Raw genomic sequence first — 19,984 nt, 5'->3', positions numbered from 1 at the left:
AAAATCAATATATTATTGGACATTCTATTCTGAAGCATGCCCCTTGTTTTTGCTCTACATAGGTGAGCTTTGCATGGTTTGCCTCACAAAAACTATGAGACAAGTATAATCCTAAACCAGTTCCATTAATTTCGGTACTAAAAAATGGTTTAAATAATTGAGATATATCACGTTTTGAAACACCTTCACCGTAATCGATCACATCAATATAAATTTTATTTGTTTGTGAATGAATGTCGATCATGACATTCGGTGAGTCGGGTGCATTGTGCCGTAGAGCATTTCGCACCAGATTGATCATGACTTGTCTTAATTGTTTTTCGTCAAATAAAAATTTTAAAGAACGATCAGAAATTTTGAGCTGAATAGAATGCTTAACGTCAGATAAATCTTCATCGAGTAATGTATTTATAAAGTAGTTTAAGTCAATCTGAATGGGGTGTGTTCTTTCACTACGAGCAAGTCCTAAGGTGTCTTGAACAATACTATCAATGCGTTTGGTCTGTTTGCCAATCATATGGCGTAAAGTATTTTGTTGTTCTGGGCCGCTGTCTTTAAGTAGCTCATTTGCTTGAACAATTGCAGCAAGGGGATTGCGAATCTCATGTGCAATACTTGCTGAGAGTTGCCCTAAAGCGGCAAGTTTGAGCTGCTGTGCTTGCTGATTAATTTGCTGGGCATCTTGTAAAATAAGCAGTGTTAGCGCTTGTTGCGGAACTAAAAGATGCTGCACTTTAATATTAATAGAATAGGCTGATAGCCGAGACTCAAAAATAAATCGGTCACCTTCTTGTAAGTCACCAAACTTCAATATTTCAAATAAATCAGCATGCCATTTAGCCAAAGGATATTTTTCATTGGCAAACTGGGGAGGAATGCCAAGCAGTGAGCAAGCGGCCGGGTTGCTGACAACGATGTCGTAGTTTTCATCTAAAACTAAATAGCCTTCTTCAATTTGTTCTAAAATATAACGGTTAATATTTTGTAATTGATAAAGTTCTATTGATTGGTGAAAGGTGAGTGCTTCAAGTAATTTAAAACGCTGCACGGCAATTTGCCCAATACCATGCACCACAAAAAATAAGAAGGCCAGTAGGGCGCTGTTACCGATCGTGTTTAGATTATTGTAGTCGAACAAACTACCCACGAAGCGCTGGTAAATAACCGCAATGATCGCAAGTAAGGTAATGATCAAAGACATTCTTGCGCTGAGCAAAATTGCCGAGGTAAAGATTGCAATTACATAAAGTAGACTAAGCTGTAAATTTGGTTCACCAACAGAAAAAGTCAGCAAACTCAAACAAATAACATCGACAATAAAAAATAAAGCAAGCTGGCGTGTTGCTTGAGTCGCAACCAATTTAAAGCATAACAACTGAATAAGGCTTAAGAGCGAATAGCCGAGTAGTGCGTAAGAATATAAAGCAGGGTGCTGCAAACTATTGTCGGTTTGAGCATTGGTTGAAACCAAAATAATAGTCAGGCTAACCGCAATAATAAGACGGTATAAACCATACCAAGTGCCCAAACGAAAAATCGTATGGGACAGGGATGAATTTAAAGGAGAGTGCATGTAAGTCTGATTATGGTTTGATCAGACCGTAACGAATCGCAAGATGTGTGAGTTTTACATCACTATCAATTCCTAACTTTTCAAAAATACGATAACGGTAAGTATTTACAGTCTTCACACTCACAAAAAGTTTATCGGCAATTTCTTGTGCGCTAATACAGTTGACGACCATCATCGCAACTTGCATTTCCCGCTCCGATAAAGAATCAAAAGGGGATTGTTGAGTGTCGGATAAATAAGAGCTTGCTAGTTGCTCGGCAATATCGGCACTAAAATATTTACCGCCCTGCATGACTTTATTAATTGCACGTACCATCTCGGCAATTGGCGCACCCTTGGTGATGTAGCCTTTTGCACCAGCTTTTAGCAATAAAGATGGGTAGGGTTCTTCAGCAAGGCCACTTACAGCAATGACTTTGGTCTCTGGGGCTGTTTGTAATAAACGACGAGTTGTTTCTACACCACCGATGCCCGGCATGTTGACATCAAGTAGTACGACTTGCGGATGTTGCTGGCGAACGATAGCAATTGCTTCTTCCCCAGATTCGGCTTGTCCAATTACCTCAACATCTGCATGATCTTCTAACATACGGCAAATACCCGTACGTACCAGTTCATGGTCATCGACAACTAAAACTGTAATCAAGAAGACCTCCTTTCTTTCAAAAAACAAGTTTTTTGTTACATAAAGCAAAATAAGCTTGCAATGGAATGACAAAATTAGCAATCCTATTCTTCTATAGTGAGCGAATAGTTGTGCACAATTGTGTCGGTAAAGCTTTATACCTTATATCCCAAATGTAAGGCATAATGATAGTAAGCGCAAATGTGTGTCACCCTGAGTCGAGTATTGTGCCGTGAAAAATTCTAAAAAGTCTTTAATGCATGTGCTAAGCATGTCTATTTTGCTTAGTTTGAGTTCAACAAGCTTTGCAGAACTCGTCAATAACCCGTCCTCAGGGAGTACTGGTACTGCAAGTTTAAATTGGTCAGCAGCGGATGCTAGTCAGCTTTTAAATGATGAAGATGATGAGCCGACGCCGCAAGGTTCAACTTCTGTAACTACAACTTTGCGTGGCGGTAATGCGCCAAAAGTTATTAGCTCTACACCTAGAGTTGCTCCAATCCGTGATACTGGGGGTTATAACGCCCAGCCGAGTGTCAGTGCACGTGCTGCACTTGTGATGGATGCACAAACAGGTGAGGTCCTTTATAGTAAAAATACCAACGCATCGGTACCGATTGCGTCTATTACCAAATTAATGACAGCAGTTGTAACGGCAGATGCGCGTTTAAACATGTCAGAAGAAATTACACTTGAGCAAATCGATTTTGCTGGTGCAAATGGTAAAAACTCAAGCTCAACCTTACGTGTTGGCGACAAGATGAACCGTGCAGAAGTTCTTCTGTTTGCTTTAATGAAGTCTGAAAACCCAGCAGCGGCAGCTTTAGCGCGTACTTATCCGGGTGGTCGTCCTGCATTCGTAGCAGCGATGAATGCGAAAGCACGTTCTTTGGGTATGAGTGCAACTCATTATTATGAATCAACTGGTTTAGACCCACGCAATGTCTCTTCTGCACGTGACTTGGGGATTTTGGCGAGTACAGCATCTCAGTATGGTTTGATCCGTCAATTCTCGACAACACCGACTTATGATTTTAACTTGGGTTATCGCGTATTGAAATCTAACAATACCAATGCTTTAGTGCGTAATGGTGGTTGGAATATCAACTTATCTAAGACTGGTTATATTAATGAAGCAGGGCGCTGTGTTGTGATGCACACGACTGTAAATTCGCGTCCAGCAGTGATTGTATTGCTTGGTGAGCCAAGTACACAGGCACGTAATAACGATGCAACTAACTTATTAGGTTGGTTGAGTAATTTGCCAAAACGTATTTAAGTTCAATATTTTAAAAACGCTTCTACTAAGAAGCGTTTTTTTATGCCATTTAAAAAGCATAAAAAAACGGCTGTATGAAACAGCCGTTTTTTATAAAAACTCAGATCTTACATATTAGATAAAATCGAATCTTTTACTTGGTCCATTGTTGCATCAATTGACAACATCACTGCATCAGCACATTGTTTGATTGCAGTATCAGGATCTTTCAAGCCATTACCAGTTACTGTACATACGATGACAGAACCTTCAGCAATTTTACCTGCTTTAATGTCACGGATTGCACCGCCGATAGAAGCAGCAGACGCTGGCTCAACAAATACACCTTCATACATAGAAAGTAAGCGTTGAGCTTCTAAAATCTCGCTGTCTTGAAGTTCATCAAACCAGCCTTTAGAGTCACGTACTACAGCTTTTGCATGGTTCCAGCTTTGTGGGTTACCAATACGGATTGCAGTTGCAACTGTTTCAGGGCTTTCAACTGGAGCACCACGTAAGAATGGAGCTGCGCCAGAAGCTTGGTAACCTACCATTGTTGGTAAGCCTTCTGGTTTAGGGCCAGTGAATTGATCAGTTGCAGCGTCGTAAACAACTTGTTCGAACTGATCAGCAGGTTGGTTTGCTACAGCTTCTGTATAACCCATCCAGTGAGCGGTGATGTTACCTGCGTTACCTACTGGTAAGCAGTGATAGTCAGGTGCGCGGCCTAAAGCTTCAACGATTTCATAAGCAATGGTTTTTTGACCTTGCAAACGGTAAGGGTTGATTGAGTTTACAATCGTTACAGGTGCTTGATCAGCCACTTCTTTAACTAGACGCATACCATCATCGAAGTTACCACGGATTTGCATAGTGATCGCACCATACATCATGGCTTGAGCCATTTTACCCATCGCAATTTTGCCTTCTGGAATCAAAACAAATGCTTTGATACCAGCGCGAGCAGCGTATGCAGCAGCAGCAGCAGACGTGTTACCTGTAGATGCACAGATAATCGCTTTAGAACCTTCTTCAACCGCTTTGGTTACAGCCATGGTCATACCACGGTCTTTAAATGAACCAGTCGGGTTTAAGCCCTCATATTTCACATAAATTTCAACATCTTTGCCAATAATACGTGGAATATTCTCAAGTTTAATGAGAGGGGTGTTGCCTTCACCCAAAGAGATAGCACGAGTAGTTGCCGAAACTGGCAAACGGTCACGATAACGATCTACAAGACCAGTATAACGATTGGCATTAGACATGATGGTGTTCCAATTATGAGGTGAAGCGGGAGAGGGAATCTTTCCCTCAACCTGATTAACTATCGAGCGATTCTAAACGAATTCTTACGATTTCGCCACGAATTGCAGGTAATGCTTGAATTTGCGCAAGAGCGTCATCCATTTTTGATTCAACGATTGGATCGGTCAAAATTACGATTGGAATGAGGTCTTTTAAGCGTGATTGTTGCATGATGGCATCAATACTGATTCCGGCACGGCTTAAGATGGTCGTTACATCTGCAAGTACACCAGTCTGATCTTCAGCATTTAAGCGGATGTAATAACCTGTGGTCATTTCTTCACGGCTTAAAATTGGCATATTTGTTAATGCTTCAAAAGCAAGTTGAGGAATTGTACCTGCGCCATCTTCTGTATAAGAGATGTCACGAACAATATCAATCACATCGGCAACAACCGCAGAAGCTGTTGGGCCTGCACCAGCACCAGCGCCGTAATAAAGCGTTGGACCCACTGCATTTGCCTGAACTAAAACAGCATTTTTAACACCGTTTACGTTCGCAATAAGTTGCTCATCTGGAATAAGTGTTGGATGAACACGTAATTCAATGCCATGTTCAGCACGACGGGCAATACCTAAATGTTTAATGCGGAAACCAAGCTCTTCGGCATACTTCACATCTTGTGCAGTAATTTTGCTGATACCTTCGGTATAAACTTTATCGAATTGAAGAGGAATACCAAAAGCACAAGACGCTAGAATGGTAAGCTTGTGTGCAGCATCAATACCTTCAACGTCAAAAGTTGGGTCTGCTTCTGCATAACCGAGTTCTTGAGCTTCTTTTAATACATCATCAAATGCACGACCTTTCTCACGCATTTCAGTGAGAATAAAGTTACCTGTACCATTGATAATGCCTGCAAGCCACTCGATATGGTTTGCAGCAAGGCCTTCACGGATCACTTTAATAATTGGAATACCGCCAGCTACTGCTGCTTCATAAGCAATTTGCACAGCATTGTCTTCAGCTGCTTTAAATAGTTCATTGCCATGTTCAGCGAGTAAGGCTTTGTTTGCAGTAACAACTTGCTTACCGTGTTTGATCGCTTCCATGATGACTTCGTAAGCAGGGTGAATACCACCCATCACTTCTACAACCACATCAACGTCTGGTTGACGAACGATATCAAGTAAGTCTGCGCTTTGTTTAATCCCTTCTAATTCAAGATCTGGACGAGGGCGGCGTGTTCCAACGTGGGTAATTTGAATTTCTCGACCGGTGCGACGTTTAATTTCAGCGGCATTTTCTTGTAGTAGTTTAAGGGCTCCTCCACCTACGGTTCCTAAACCGAGTATTGCCAGGCGAACTGGTTTCACGTCACACTCCATATCATCATTTAATCATTTAGTTGAAGCTAGATCATAGCTAAAAAAAACGCCAGACTCTAGCGCTTTTCGTGCCTGTTCAATCAATTAGAGTGCGATGTTCGGAAAAGCAAAGTAGATCAGTCTTTAAACACTGATAGAAAAAGTATTAATTATTGGAAAAACAAAGTGCTGCAATAAGAGCAGCGCTTTGTTGAAGAGATAGCTGATTAATCCTTCATCAGCTTGATGGATGTTATTTATCCAGTTTTTTAACCAATTCATCTGGTGTTAAGTAGCCACCCAAGTACTCGCCATCAACATTATAGATTGCAGGAGTACCATTTACGCCCATGTTTAAACCAAGTTGATATTGTTCGCGAACAGGGTTTTTACATTGCGCAGGTGGAATACTAACGCCTTGTACAGCTTGGTTAAATGCAGCTTTACGGTCTGCACTACACCAAACGGCTTCCATGGTTGGCATGAATTGCTCACCACGTGGCCAAGCAATGTAACGAACCTCAATACCCTTTTCATTAATTTCAGGTATGTGCTCATGTAGTTTATGGCAATAAGGACAGCTTGCATCGGTAAACACATAAATTACATGTTTAGCCTTACCACCCTTGGCTGGGTAAACAATCAAATCTTCATTTTTTAAAGCAGCAAGGTGCTTTTTATTTTCTGAAGCTTGCAGGTTATCGCCAATATTATGTAGCTCTTTACCGCCTAAACGGATGACATCACCTTGAATAAGGTATTTACCATCACTAGTTGTATAAATCGACGTCATGCCTTCGAGATTTACCCAATATAAATTAGGAACTTCAGTAGGCTTAATGTCTAAAATTTTGGCGTTGATATTTGCATTCTTAAATTGTTTTTGCAAAGTTTCAATTAAACGCTGTTTAGCATTACGTTCAATAATAGTTGAAGCTTCCCCAGTAGCAGGTGCGGTCGCTGTGAGCGCATCTTCTTTTTGTGGTTTGTTTTCTTTAGAACAAGCACTGAACAACAAGCTAGAAGCCAAAGCACAGGCAAGAAAAATTTGAGATCGGGTAAAGGACATAGATAACCCTTATTTCATCAGTATTTATAGTCAGAAGCTGCTAAGCATAACAAAAAATCTAGTATGTATTGTTAAAACTTTCTTAACCTTTGTGAACGAAATCAAACGATTGTTTGATGAATTTCAAATAATTCGTTTAAAAATTTTTAACCTCTAGGGTGATGTTTTTCATGTAATTGTTGCATTCTGACTTGTGCTACATGGGTATAGATTTGGGTAGTAGATAAATCACTATGACCCAGTAACATTTGTACTACGCGTAAATCGGCACCATGATTAAGTAGATGTGTTGCAAAGGCATGACGTAAGGTATGAGGCGACAGCTCAGCCTGAATATTGGCTTGTAAGGCATAACGTTTAATCGCATACCAAAAGTTCTGACGACTCATAATTCCGCCATGTTGGGTTAAAAAGAGATAGTCAGTAGAGCTTTTATAGAGTTGAGGCCGAGCATCTTGCAAGTAGCGCTCTACCCAGTCACAGGCATATTGCCCTAAAGGAACCAAACGTTCTTTATTACCTTTACCTGTAATACGTAAATAACCTTGTTTTAAATTGATCAGCTCTAAGCGTAAGTTGATTAACTCAGAAACACGTAAACCACAAGCGTAAAGGACTTCAAACATTGCCCGGTCACGTAAGCCTAAGGCTGTGGTAATGTCAGGTGCTTGAATAAGTGCTTCGACGTCTTCTTCTGATAAATCTTTTGGTAAAGCTCGGCCAATTTTTGGTGAGTGATGAGTCGCTACAGGATTATCGCTTCGTAATTTTTGTTCACGTAGAAACTTATAAAACTGACGTAAGGCAGATAAACAACGTGCAATTGAGCGTGGACTTTTTCCTATTTTGGTGAGTTCAATGAGGACATCAGAAATGTCGTCGCTCGACCATTTCGGCAAACTATTTTTTTTATGAAGTTCACTGCATTGAATAAGGTCAGATAAATAGGCATTTCGCGTATGTGGACTCACTGTTTGTGCAACTAAATAGTCGCGAAAACCTTGTAAAAAGCTCAAATGTTCAGGAATTTGAACAGGGCTTGGAATACGCGGTTTTTTATTTATCATAAACAATATCCTCTAAACCACTGTACTTTAAAAGAAACTTTAAGATTTGTCGATTAAAGTAGGTGAGAATTGAAATCTAACCTTATTTGGTAATTATTCTCATTTATATGTATACTAGAAGAAAAGGTTTAGGATCGGATGCGGTGCGTTTATCAGCGTTGAAAGTGAAGCAAGCGGCTACCATCACCAAAGTAGATCGGATGACACAAATGTCCGAGCAGCAAGATTTGGTCGCAATTCGTTTGGAAAGCTTGGGCTTTGTACCAGGTACTCGAGTGGAAGTGATTACCAAGGGCATTTTTGGTGGTGATCCGATCTTAATCCAAATTGGCTTTACTCGTTTCGCTTTACGTAAGGCGGAAGCGGAAAAAATCGAGATTCAGTTAGAAGGAGTACCCGCATGAGTGATGCGCTACGTATTGCCCTTGTGGGAAACCCGAACTGCGGTAAAACTTCACTGTTTAACCATTTAACTGGAACAAGACAAAAAGTTGCTAACTATGCGGGTGTAACTGTAGAGCGTAAAGTCGGTAACTTTCAGTTACCTTCAGGTCGTGCAGTTCGTGTACTGGATTTGCCAGGTACCTATAGTTTGCAGGCAACCAGTCCAGATGAAGAAATTACCCGTGATGTCTGCCAAGGCAAAATTGCCGAAGAAGGGCAGCAAGATGCTTTTTTATGTATTGTCGATGCGACCAACTTAAAACTGCACTTGGGTTTGGTGCTTGAAATTATTGAATTAGGGCGCCCAATTCTGGTTGTGTTGAACATGATGGATGAAGCGCGTCGTCGTGGTATCCAGATCAATACACAGAAACTCTCTGAGCGTTTAGGTGTTCCAGTTGTTGAAACAGTTGCCGTACGTAACTCAGGCATTGAAAACTTATTACATGCGCTTGACCAAGAGAAATATACCGTACCGCATACTGAGCTGAGTGGTTTAAGTGGTGGACATCATCAGAAAATCGAAATGATTTTTAAAGATGTGGTTAATTTTGTCGATCATGATGATAAGCGTACTGATTTTCTAGATCGAATTTTCTTACATCCTGTGTTGGGTTTACTCAGCTTGGCAGTGATGATGTTTATTGTGTTTCAGGCGGTATTTGCTTGGGCTGAACCTTTTAAAGCTGCAATTGAAGATGGCGTAATCCCATGGTTAGGTGAATGGTTAAATGGAGCTATTCATCAGCCTGTGCTACGTAGTTTAGTGGTAGATGGTGTTCTGGCGGGAGCGGGCACAGTGTTGGCGTTCTTGCCACAAATTTTGATTCTCTTCTTCTTTATTTTGGTACTCGAAGAATCAGGTTATTTACCGCGTGCAGCGTTCTTGCTCGATAAATTAATGTTTAAAGCTGGCTTGAGTGGCCGTTCTTTTATTCCATTATTGTCGAGTTTTGCCTGTGCGATTCCCGGCATTATGGCAACCCGAAGTATTAGTGATTCACGTGACCGTTTTACTACGATCATGGTTGCACCTCTCATGACATGTTCGGCACGTTTGCCTGTCTATGCCTTGTTAATCGGTGCATTTATTCCAAGTCAAACTGTTTTAGGAATCTTCAATTTACAAGGTTTGGTGCTGTTTGGTTTATACATGGCGGGTATCTTAAGTGCGCTTTGTGTTGCCTTTGTGATGAAGTTCTTACGTAAAGACAAATCACAGCATGCCTTGTTAATGGAGTTGCCAAGTTATCGTTTTCCTGACCCAAAAAGTATTGCTATTGGGTTGATGGAACGCGCAAAGATTTTCTTACGTCGTGTTGGTGGGATTATTGTTGCATTAACCATTATTCTTTGGTTCTTGTGTACTTTCCCTCAAGCACCAGAAGGTGCAACGCTACCGGCAATTGATTATAGCTTCGCGGGTATGGCGGGGCACTTGATTCAGCCTTTATTTGCACCGCTTGGCTTTAACTGGCAAATCGTGGTGGCTTTAATTCCTGCGATGGCTGCTCGTGAAGTTGTGGTCGCAGCATTAGGTACGGTATATGCGTTGTCTGGTGCTGATGATAATGCTGTTGCACAAGGGCTTGCCCATTTGATTAGTGCAAATGGCACAGGTTGGTCACTGGCTACAGGCTTGTCTTTATTGGTCTGGTTTGTTTATGCACCGCATTGTTTAGCAACTTTGGCAACGGTACGCCGTGAAACAGGTTCATGGAAACATGTGGCAGTCATGACGGCTTATCTATTTGGTTTGGCTTATCTCATGTCATTTTTAACTTACCAAATTGCATCACGCATTTGGGGTTAATTGGAGGCGTTTATGTTTGATTACCTTATTGTTGCTGTATTGGTGTTGTGGAGTGCCATTGTTGTCTTTAAAAAGGTATTTCCTCAAACATCTGCTTCAGTATTTCTTGCCCTATCAACCCAGTGTCAAAAGTTGGGCTGGCAGCGTTTGGCGACATGGCTGAAGCCTAAACAGGCTGCAGGTTGTGGCGGTAATTGTGGTTGTTCTACGGATGATACTCCTGCACAAAAGTCCGCTCCAGTACAAACGGTGAAGTGGCGTTAATTTTTCTGTATAAAAAGCCATCGAATGATGGCTTTTTTACGCACTGACACAAAAAAAGTAGAATAAAAGTCAAACTGAAAAAGTATTCAAAACAGCAAAGTGCTAACATTTTTGCCATTCTGTCGATTGATAAATTGTGGGGCAAAAATGTTAATACAACGTGGTGGGTTAAAAGTTGTAGCAGGCTTGGGTATATCAGGTGTTTCTGCTGTAAATTTCCTGCATGAACAAGGCTACCAAGTTGCAGTAACGGATTCTCGCCCCACACCTCCCGGTCATGATCAAATTCCTGCAGAAGTGAAGACCAGTTTTGGTCAACTCGACCAAGAATTATTACTACAAGCAGAAGAAATTATTTTAAGCCCGGGCCTTGCACCACAATTACCAGAAATTCAAGCTGCTATTGCTCAGGGTATTTCTGTAGTAGGGGATATTCAGCTACTTCGCCGTGCAACTGATGTACCGATTGTTGCGATTACAGGCTCTAATGCGAAGAGTACTGTTACTACTCTAATGGGCTTAATGGCTAAAGATGCAGGTAAGAAAGTTGCCGTTGGTGGCAATCTTGGTCGCCCAGCTCTAGATTTATTAAAAGATCAGCCAGAGTTATTGGTACTTGAGTTATCAAGCTTCCAGTTAGAAACCACCTCTCACTTAAATGCTGAGGTGGCTGTGGTATTGAACATGAGTGAAGATCACTTGGATCGTCACGGCAACATGTTAGGTTATCACCAAGCAAAACACCGTATTTTCCAAGGTGCGAAGAAAGTTGTATTTAACCGTGATGATGCTTTGAGTCGTCCTCTTGTACCTGATACAACCCCAATGCAAAGCTTTGGTCTAAATGCACCTGACTTAAATCAGTACGGCGTTTTAAGAGATGCTAACGGTACACTTTGGCTTGCTCGTGGCTTGCAGCGTTTAATTAAAAGTTCAGACTTATATATTCAAGGTATGCACAACGTAGCCAATGCTTTAGCGTGTTTAGCATTGGGTGAAGCAATTGGCTTACCTATGGAGTCTATGCTTGAAACTTTAAAACACTTTAAAGGTTTAGAGCATCGCTGCGAGTATGTAAAGACCGTACATGATGTACGTTATTACAATGACTCTAAAGGAACCAATGTTGGTGCTACCCTTGCGGCAATTGATGGCTTAGGTGCTGCGATTGAAGTGAAGAAAGGTAAGGTTGCACTCATTTTAGGTGGCCAAGGCAAAGGCCAAGACTTTGTTCCTTTACGTTCTTCTATCGAAAAGTATGCCAAAGTTGTGGTATTGATTGGTGAAGATGCTCCGGTCATCGAACAAGCTATTCAAGGTGCAACAAAAATTTTACATGCAGCAACGCTTAAAGAAGCTGTAGAGCTGTGTCAACGTGAAACACACGCTGAAGATGTGGTATTGCTATCACCAGCATGTGCAAGTTTTGATATGTTTAAAAGTTATAATGACCGTGGTCAGCAGTTTGTTGCCTGCGTCAATTCGTTGGTTTAAAGAAAATATGATTAGGAATGTAGTATGGCAGGCTTAGCTCAGACCACAATCCAGAAAATCAATCATTGGTATGAACGGATATTGCCGAAATGGCCAACGGAAGTGACGCCACGTAATGTCTTGATTTTCTGTGTCGTTGCATTGTTATGTATCGGTTCGGTGATGGTAGCATCTGCTTCGATGCCTTATGCAGAATATATGCATGAGAACCCGTTTCATTATGTCATCCGCCATGCAATTTCTATTGCAGTTGCTGGGGTAGTGGCGTATTTGACCTACCGAATCTCACTCAATACATGGTTTAAAAATACTTTTCCGCTGTGGTTGTTAACCATGGTTCTTTTACTTGCTGCTTTGGCGGTAGGTTCGGAAGTCAATGGTTCTACTCGTTGGATTAAAATCGGTGGTTTTACCTTGCAGCCTACAGAAGTTGCCAAGGTCATGATGGCAATCTTTACAGCAGACTACGTGGTACGCCGTGCTAAAGAGGTTCGTACGCACTGGAAAGGTTTACTGCGTTTAAGTGGTGTGATGGCAATTACGGTCGGTTTGATTATTGCCGAGCCTGACTTGGGTGCTACGATCGTTATCGTCATGATGATGGTTGGGGTGTTCTTTTTAGCAGGTGCGCCACCAACACAGTTCTTGATTATGCTTGGTGCGATTGTCACCGGTATTGTGTTTTTGATCTTGTTTGAACCTTACCGTTTCCAACGTTTGATTTCGTTTACTGACCCTTGGGCAGACCCATTAGGTGTGGGTTATCAGTTATCAAATGCGTTAATGGCTTTTGGTCGTGGTGAGTGGTTTGGTACAGGCTTGGGGCATAGTGTTCAAAAGCTATCTTATTTACCTGAGGCGCATACTGACTTTATGTTGGCCGTGTTAGGTGAAGAGTTTGGCTTCTTTGGTATTTCAATTGTCATTGGCTTATCTTTCTTGATGTTGGCTTGTTGTATCAAAATTGGTCACCGTGCTTTGAAACATCATTATCTTCGCGCAGGCTATTTGGCTTACGGTATTAGTATTATTTTCTTACTCCAGATTTTGGTAAATGCGGGTATGAATATGGGCTTAATGCCAACCAAAGGTTTGACTCTGCCATTTATTAGTTATGGTGGTACATCTTTAATGATGTGTGCAGCTATGATTAGCTTGATCTTAAAGATTGATGCATCAACTCAAGAAGTGAACCCTGAAAGAGAAGAATCAAACTTCTAAAGTATTTCAGTTTTTATAAAAAAGCCCGATATCAAATCGGGCTTTTTTATTTATAGATATATTCCGCCAAGCTCTTGTCCGTGAGGAATTAAATCTACATTCCACTGCGCTACAGCTTGCTTGAGCATCAGTCTAGGCTGATCTAAATCAACGCTTGGTTGGCCTAGTGCTTGTATGGCTTGTTGTAGTAATTGAGGAGCTTTAGTTAAATCGAGTGCTTGAGCAAGATTTTGTTTAGAAAGCTTTTGCCCTTGATCATTCATCGCGAGTGGAAGGTGCATATAGCTGAGTTTAGGATAACCGAGGAGCTGACCTAACCAGATTTGACGTTCGGTGTTATCTAAGAGGTCTGCGCCGCGAACAACGTGTGTAATACCTTGTAGATAATCATCTACAACTACAGCAAGTTGGTAGTTAATAATGCCGTCGCGGCGTTTAAGAACAAAGTCTCCAAGGTCATATTGCAGATTGGAGCAATGACGTCCTTGTAGGCGGTCATCGAAACAGATTTGCTGATCTTGTACTTTTACCCGAATCGCTTGACCGTGAAAATCAAGATTCAGATCACGGCAGGTACCTGCATAGATTGCATTTGAACCGAGCATTTTACGGGTGCACTTACAAGCGTAAACCAGACCCTCTTTTTTAAGTTGGTCTAATACACTTTCATAAATGTCTAGGCGGTCTTTTTGAAAAATGATCTCGGCATCTGAATCGAACTGAAAAGCTTCGAGTGATGCGAGTATATGGTCTTCACTACCGGGGTAGATGCGGGGAATGTCGGTGTCTTCAACACGAACTACCCATCGCCCTTGATGAGCTCTGGCATCGCAATAGCTGGCAACAGCCGTAATGAGTGATCCGAAATGTAAAGGGCCGGTTGGCGAGGGCGCAAACCGGCCTGAGTATGAGCAGCGATTAAGCGGAACATTGTTCTGCCGCTGCGCAAGAGAAAAGCTATGCTTTTCTGGCAGGCGATTTAACTGCTGCGCAAGAGCAGAGCTGTGCTCGGCTAGAGAATTCTCAACAGTCACAATTAACCGTTATTTTGCTTCTCTTTAATTTCTGCCAAAGTTTTGCAGTCGATACATAACGTTGCAGTTGGACGTGCTTCTAAACGACGTAAACCGATTTCGATACCACAAGTTTCACAGAAACCGTAGTCTTCGTTTTTAATCGCTTCCATAGATTGTTCGATTTTACGAATTAATTTACGCTCACGGTCACGTGTACGTAATTCAATTGCAAATTCTTCTTCTTGGGTAGCACGGTCATTTACGTCTGGCAATGCAGTTGATTCGTCTTGCATCGTATTTAAAGTACGATCAACTTCAGACATTAATTCAGCTTTCCATGCTTGCAGAATTTGTCGGAAATGCTCGAGCTGTCCTTCAGACATGTACTCTTCATTTTTCTTAGGTTGATAAGGTGCAATACCAAATAAACTTGCAGTTGTGCCTACGTCAGAAGTTTTAGGTTTCACTTTACGTGCACGTTTTGCAGAAGCTTTATCACCTTCTACTACAACTTCTGTATGTTCATCCAAAACTTGGTTGTGGTTGTCATTCGCCATAATAGGGCATTCCTCATCATACACGTATTATCTATACGCAAAAAATATGGTGATATGCAAGTGTTTTTATAGAAAACCATCGATGGATTTTTCCATCGGGTCGTCATCATATAGATTTTTCCTGCAAGATGATAGTCATTCCGACCCGTAAATATTTTCAAAACGTGTTTGCACTAGTCATAATTCTATATAAGCATATAAAAAATAGGGCTAATAGCCTGAAATATCAGTATTTATACGGGTTTTAAAATTTTCAAGTCGAAACACTTTTGTTTCAAAACTACCATCGTTATTCAGACGAATGTAACGATAACCCGGTGCATTTTGATCGAGTGCAAAATCATTACTAAACGGCTTAAACTGTACACTTGTGGAAGGTGTCGAGAAAAATTCGATGCCTTGCCAAATATTAAGAGAGTCTTGATGGACGTGTCCGCAAACTAAAGCTTTTACATTTTTAAATGGGCTTAACGTATCAAGAAGAACATTCGAGTTTTGAAGCTTATGGTGATCAATCCATTTTGATTTCATTGCAAATGGATGGTGATGACAAGCCAGTAAAACTGGATGATCTGCAAATTCCTCAAGTAGATTTGCTAAATTTTCTAATTGCTCCGAAGACAAATGACCATCCACTTTTCCCTTTACCGCGCTATTGAGCATAATCACTCGCCAGTTGCCTAAACCGACCACCACAGGTTGCTGATGATTTTCGTTATGCAATGGAAAGTGGTCGACATTGTCATGATTACCGAGAGTCTGGAAAAATGGCAGGCCCAAGGTTTGCATAAAGTTGATGTAACGCTTGTAGGTAACAGGTGTTGGTGCTTGTGCGAGGTCTCCAGTATGAATAATCGCATCGGCTTCGGGATGTTGTTTTAATATCTGTTGAATAATGGCATGGAAACTTTCTTCAGGATTCATCCCCACAAATTCTAGCTGTGGATACTCCAATAAATGTGTATCGGTAATTTGTATGATGACATGATTTTTTTGTGAAAGTGTTGAGACTTGAAAAGTCACCGTCCTACCTCTTCGGATTTATTATCGTTTTGCTGTGTTGAGCCAGCCATTGTAATGCTATAATAACAGGGGCATTTCTTAAACGTCCGCTGTCGAGTAGTGTTTGAATTTCACTATAACTAAACAAATGCAGCTGAATATTTTCACCCTCATCATCTACTCCAAAAACACCGCCTTCAGCGGGTAAATTGGTTTCGGCAACATACAGATGAAATAGCTCTGAACATGCGCCTGCTGATGGATAAAAACTAAATAGATGTTCTAAATCCTGAACTTCACAGCCTGATTCTTCAAGGCTCTCGCGTCGAATGCAACTTTCTGGTGACTCATTGCCATCTAACACACCCGCGATAATTTCGAGTTGCCACGGCGATTGAGAGTCGTCTAAAGCACCAACACGGAACTGTTCAATCAGGGCAAATTGTTGTTTTTGATCATTGTAGAGTAGTACTCCGGCCGCTTCAGGCCGATGCACAAGTTCGCGCTGCAATACAGGAGTATATTCAGATTGATTAAATAGACGATGTCGAAGGCTGACTTTTTCAACTTGAATAAAACCACGGAACAGAGATTCACGTGATGTTACTTCGACATCTTTAGATGTATAACTTGGACGCTCGACAATACTCATGATTCGATCAGGACGAAATCTATTTATTTCATCCTAACCGAGAATCATGGCTAGGCAAGTGTTTTTTTTGAATATTTACACTTTATGATACAGTTTTTGTCCTTGCTCTTGATAAACCTCTTTCATCGCTTTGAGGCCTTCTTCAACCTCTGAATCGCTATTGGTGAGATTGTTGGCATAGTCGCGGACATTCTGAGTGATTTTCATTGAACAGAATTTCGGACCACACATTGAGCAAAAGTGTGCAGATTTATGTGCTTCTTTTGGTAAAGTCTCGTCATGCATGCTGCGCGCTGTATCTGGGTCTAGACTTAGGTTGAACTGGTCGTCCCAACGGAATTCGAAACGGGCTTTAGACAAGGCATTATCACGCACCTGTGCACCCGGATGACCTTTGGCAAGATCGGCTGCGTGTGCTGCAATCTTGTAGGTAATAATCCCGTCTTTCACATCTTTCTTATTTGGCAAACCTAAATGTTCTTTAGGTGTCACATAGCAAAGCATTGCTGTGCCATACCACCCAATCATAGCTGCACCAATAGCAGAAGTGATGTGGTCGTAACCCGGAGCGATGTCTGTAGTTAAAGGCCCAAGCGTATAGAATGGCGCTTCTTTACACACTTCTAACTGCAAGTCCATGTTCTCTTTAATCATGTGCATTGGTACGTGGCCCGGTCCTTCAATCATGACCTGAACATCATGTTCCCATGCGCGGTGAGTCAGCTCACCCAGTGTTTTAAGTTCGCTGAACTGCGCTTCGTCATTTGCATCTTGAATACAACCCGGACGTAAGCCATCGCCTAAACTAAATGACACGTCATAGGCTTTCATGATTTCACAAATTTCGTCGAAATGAGTGTATAAGAAGTTTTCTTCATGATGCGCTAAACACCACTGCGCCATGATTGAACCACCACGAGACACGATACCTGTTAAACGGTTTGCTGTAAGTGGCACATAGCGCAGCAATACACCTGCGTGAATGGTAAAGTAGTCAACACCTTGTTCAGCTTGTTCAATCAGCGTGTCTTTAAAGATTTCCCATGTTAGATCTTCTGCAACACCATCCACTTTTTCAAGCGCTTGATAAATAGGTACGGTACCGATTGGAACAGGTGAGTTACGAATAATCCATTCACGAGTTTCATGAATGTTTTTACCTGTCGACAAATCCATAATAGTGTCGGCGCCCCAACGAGTTGCCCATGTCATTTTCGCAACTTCTTCATCAATTGAAGAGCCAAGCGCTGAGTTACCAATATTGGCATTAATCTTAACCAAGAAATTACGGCCAATAATCATTGGCTCAAGTTCTGGGTGGTTAATGTTGGCAGGAATAATAGCGCGGCCTTCAGCAACTTCTTGGCGAACAAATTCAGGCGTAATTTCTTTTAAATTTTTTGCACCAAAGTTTTGACCTGGGTGCTGGCGCATATCTACAGCTTCGCGTTGGCGCTGATTCTCACGAATCGCAATATATTCCATTTCAGGCGTGATAATACCTTGCTTGGCATAGTGCATTTGCGTGACATTTTTGCCAGCTTTAGCACGGCGTGGGTTTTGAATGTGAGCAAAACGAATGTCAGCGGTACGAATATCTTTTAAACGTTCTTGACCAAACTTTGAAGTTAAACCAGCAAGTACGTCAGTATCGTTACGTTCTTCAATCCATTTTTGGCGAACTGAAGGTAAACCTTTATTTAAATCGATTTGAACATTCGGGTCGGTATAAACACCTGAAGTGTCATAAACCATAACAGGAGGGTTATGTTCACCGCCAAGACCAGTAGGGGTATCGGTTAAAGAAATTTCTCGCATTGGAACCTGAATATCAGGACGAGAGCCTTCAATATAAACTTTTTTTGAAGCGGGTAAGATGCGGGTTAAATCTTTTGCATCTTGTTCATGTTGTGCTGAAATTTCAGCAGAAGAAAGATTCGTTAACTGGTTCATCACATGATCCTTATGAATAACATCAACGAATCAAGCACGACCAAAAACGATGGCGGATTTATCTTTAACTAGATAAATTGAGGGCTGTAAGTTTTCAGATGGCTTGATTCCTACGCAGGTCTTAACCTGATCAGGTTCAACGGTACTTGTGATCAAACTTGTGTTGCGATAACACGGAATTTACACAATCTCAGCGAGCTATTACTCGCGCTCCGTCAAGCGATTTAAAGACTAACATGTTTTAGGTTGGCTGGCATTGTCAATTTGTATCTATACAAACCGCATCCATGTGGCAGTCACGATAAATTTTGGTATTCCATGGTGACTCTAATTTTAATAACTGTTCAAGCTGTTCATGCACAATCTGATAGGTAGATTTCTTTTGCCCATTTTCATCAGTTAAATCTGTCTTAAATTGAGTATTACGCTCATCTACGGGAGTGGCAATAAACTTCAAAAATTGTTGGGCGGGTTTTGCTAAGCTAGATTGGTTTTGTGTAGATAAGAAACGGATTTGTTGAAGCGCATCTTTATCAATCCATGTGTTTGGAGCAAATTCATCGGACACAGGCGTATTATCTAGACCAAAGAAAATAAAATATCGGTACTCATTAAATAATAATTTTGCATCACTAATAAAATAACTCTTTGGATATTTTTGAATAAATTTTTCCCAAAACAATGCACGTTCGGTGAGCTCTTTCCATGAAATAGCTAAAGCACCATCGTCATAGAAAATGTCTTTATTGTCTTTTGCCATACGCGTTAAGAACTCTTTTTGGTCAGCGGGTAGGGCTTTAGCAAAAACATCAACTAAATAGTTCGGCTGACGGCGATAAGTAAACATACCTTCACCTTGATAGAGGAGTTCAATATAGGCTTGGCCTTCATGTTGAATCAGATATTGATCACGAGTACTAAGCTGATCGAATAACTTTTTCTTGGTTTTCATTGTTTTTTTCGCATCTAATGGTTCTTTTTCTAAAATGGCATAGCCAAAAGCTTCAAACGCTTTTGCTGTTTTTTCATTATATTCTTGTTTTAGAAAACGCTGATACATGGCGGTTGAAGCATTAATCAGCTTTAGTTGTTCATCATTTTTTAATGATGGAACACAGGTTTTAAGCTTTTCATTAATTTGATTTAGGTCCTCTATTTTACTGTTTTGATTAATCGTGTGCATAGCTACCATAATTTGTAAGCAGCTACTGTCTTGTTTTTGAGTGGCCTTTTGCTCAGTTGATTTTTGTTCTTTAGATACAACTTGATCTTGCTCTGATGTTTTATTACATCCAGCTAAAAGTAGTGCGCTACACATACTCATCATTAGAACTTTTTTCATCTTTATATTTTTATCAAA

The 19,984-nt window shown here is 41.0% G+C and carries 18 protein-coding genes and 1 riboswitch; of the genes, 6 read left to right on the top strand and 12 right to left on the bottom strand.

All coding sequences use genetic code 11. The features are described 5' to 3' along the window. Positions 1-4 precede the first annotated feature (4 nt). A complete protein-coding gene (locus tag AC1PJ9_RS02845; protein WP_311086985.1) occupies positions 5-1,573 on the bottom strand; it encodes a sensor histidine kinase in 1,569 nt (522 codons plus the stop codon). Positions 1,574-1,583: 10 nt separating this feature from the next. Beyond that, positions 1,584-2,219 (bottom strand): response regulator transcription factor GacA, encoded by a 636-nt coding sequence (gene gacA, locus AC1PJ9_RS02840; RefSeq protein WP_000633799.1) that lies wholly within the window; start codon positions 2,217-2,219, stop codon positions 1,584-1,586. Positions 2,220-2,430: 211 nt separating this feature from the next. Between gacA and pbpG the strand changes: the two genes are divergently transcribed. After that, positions 2,431-3,477 carry a D-alanyl-D-alanine endopeptidase PBP7/8 gene (gene pbpG, locus AC1PJ9_RS02835; RefSeq protein WP_311070215.1) on the top strand — a complete coding sequence of 349 codons (1,047 nt, stop codon included), beginning with the start codon at positions 2,431-2,433 and terminating at the stop codon, positions 3,475-3,477. A 107-nt stretch (positions 3,478-3,584) separates the two neighbouring features. Here pbpG and thrC read toward each other — a convergent pair whose 3' ends face one another. From thrC to xerD, 4 genes are all read right to left on the bottom strand, one after another. After that, positions 3,585-4,724: a threonine synthase gene (thrC, locus tag AC1PJ9_RS02830; RefSeq protein WP_019457006.1), complete on the bottom strand. Its 1,140-nt coding sequence runs from the start codon at positions 4,722-4,724 to the stop codon at positions 3,585-3,587. 55 nt (positions 4,725-4,779) lie between these two features. Beyond that, the gene (locus AC1PJ9_RS02825; RefSeq protein WP_263612743.1) at positions 4,780-6,081 is read right to left on the bottom strand and encodes a homoserine dehydrogenase; all 1,302 of its coding nucleotides are present in this window, start codon (positions 6,079-6,081) and stop codon (positions 4,780-4,782) included. Positions 6,082-6,325: 244 nt separating this feature from the next. After that, positions 6,326-7,141, bottom strand: a complete 816-nt coding sequence (locus AC1PJ9_RS02820; RefSeq protein WP_311070214.1) for a DsbC family protein — start codon at positions 7,139-7,141, stop codon at positions 6,326-6,328. Positions 7,142-7,287: 146 nt separating this feature from the next. After that, positions 7,288-8,208 carry a site-specific tyrosine recombinase XerD gene (xerD, locus tag AC1PJ9_RS02815; protein ID WP_311086984.1) on the bottom strand — a complete coding sequence of 307 codons (921 nt, stop codon included), beginning with the start codon at positions 8,206-8,208 and terminating at the stop codon, positions 7,288-7,290. Positions 8,209-8,351: 143 nt separating this feature from the next. Between xerD and AC1PJ9_RS02810 the strand changes: the two genes are divergently transcribed. The 5 genes from AC1PJ9_RS02810 to ftsW all read left to right on the top strand — a co-directional run bounded on the left by AC1PJ9_RS02810 (position 8,352) and on the right by ftsW (position 13,444). Next, positions 8,352-8,612, top strand: a complete 261-nt coding sequence (locus AC1PJ9_RS02810; protein WP_311086983.1) for a FeoA family protein — start codon at positions 8,352-8,354, stop codon at positions 8,610-8,612. After that, positions 8,609-10,465, top strand: a complete 1,857-nt coding sequence (feoB, locus tag AC1PJ9_RS02805) for a ferrous iron transporter B (protein ID WP_311086982.1) — start codon at positions 8,609-8,611, stop codon at positions 10,463-10,465. The genes AC1PJ9_RS02810 and feoB overlap by 4 nt, the downstream gene beginning before the upstream one ends. Before the next feature lie 12 nt (positions 10,466-10,477). After that, complete coding sequence (locus AC1PJ9_RS02800; protein ID WP_311086981.1) at positions 10,478-10,729, top strand: DUF6587 family protein; 252 nt, start codon at positions 10,478-10,480, stop codon at positions 10,727-10,729. A 147-nt stretch (positions 10,730-10,876) separates the two neighbouring features. Next, positions 10,877-12,223 (top strand): UDP-N-acetylmuramoyl-L-alanine--D-glutamate ligase, encoded by a 1,347-nt coding sequence (murD, locus tag AC1PJ9_RS02795; RefSeq protein ID WP_311086980.1) that lies wholly within the window; start codon positions 10,877-10,879, stop codon positions 12,221-12,223. A 24-nt stretch (positions 12,224-12,247) separates the two neighbouring features. Next, positions 12,248-13,444: a putative lipid II flippase FtsW gene (gene ftsW / locus AC1PJ9_RS02790; RefSeq protein WP_191012483.1), complete on the top strand. Its 1,197-nt coding sequence runs from the start codon at positions 12,248-12,250 to the stop codon at positions 13,442-13,444. Between the two features lie 50 nt (positions 13,445-13,494). Here ftsW and gluQRS read toward each other — a convergent pair whose 3' ends face one another. The 6 genes from gluQRS to AC1PJ9_RS02760 form a co-directional block, all read right to left on the bottom strand. After that, a complete protein-coding gene (gluQRS, locus tag AC1PJ9_RS02785) occupies positions 13,495-14,478 on the bottom strand; it encodes a tRNA glutamyl-Q(34) synthetase GluQRS (protein ID WP_311086979.1) in 984 nt (327 codons plus the stop codon). A gap of 2 nt (positions 14,479-14,480) precedes the next feature. Beyond that, a complete protein-coding gene (dksA, locus tag AC1PJ9_RS02780) occupies positions 14,481-15,017 on the bottom strand; it encodes an RNA polymerase-binding protein DksA (RefSeq protein ID WP_263612749.1) in 537 nt (178 codons plus the stop codon). A 210-nt stretch (positions 15,018-15,227) separates the two neighbouring features. Beyond that, entirely contained in the window at positions 15,228-16,040 is an 813-nt protein-coding gene (gene cpdA, locus AC1PJ9_RS02775; protein WP_263612750.1) for a 3',5'-cyclic-AMP phosphodiesterase, read from the bottom strand. A 4-nt stretch (positions 16,041-16,044) separates the two neighbouring features. After that, entirely contained in the window at positions 16,045-16,671 is a 627-nt protein-coding gene (locus AC1PJ9_RS02770; protein ID WP_311086978.1) for an NUDIX domain-containing protein, read from the bottom strand. 75 nt (positions 16,672-16,746) lie between these two features. After that, positions 16,747-18,624: a phosphomethylpyrimidine synthase ThiC gene (gene thiC / locus AC1PJ9_RS02765; protein ID WP_151762841.1), complete on the bottom strand. Its 1,878-nt coding sequence runs from the start codon at positions 18,622-18,624 to the stop codon at positions 16,747-16,749. Between the two features lie 90 nt (positions 18,625-18,714). Further along, a riboswitch (TPP riboswitch) is annotated at positions 18,715-18,849 on the bottom strand. 34 nt (positions 18,850-18,883) lie between these two features. Then, complete coding sequence (locus AC1PJ9_RS02760; RefSeq protein WP_311086977.1) at positions 18,884-19,966, bottom strand: hypothetical protein; 1,083 nt, start codon at positions 19,964-19,966, stop codon at positions 18,884-18,886. Between the last annotated feature and the right edge of the window lie 18 nt (positions 19,967-19,984).

It is taken from the genome of Acinetobacter sp. 70_2 (genome assembly GCF_056736115.1).
This window is presented reverse-complemented; position numbering and strand designations above follow the sequence as displayed.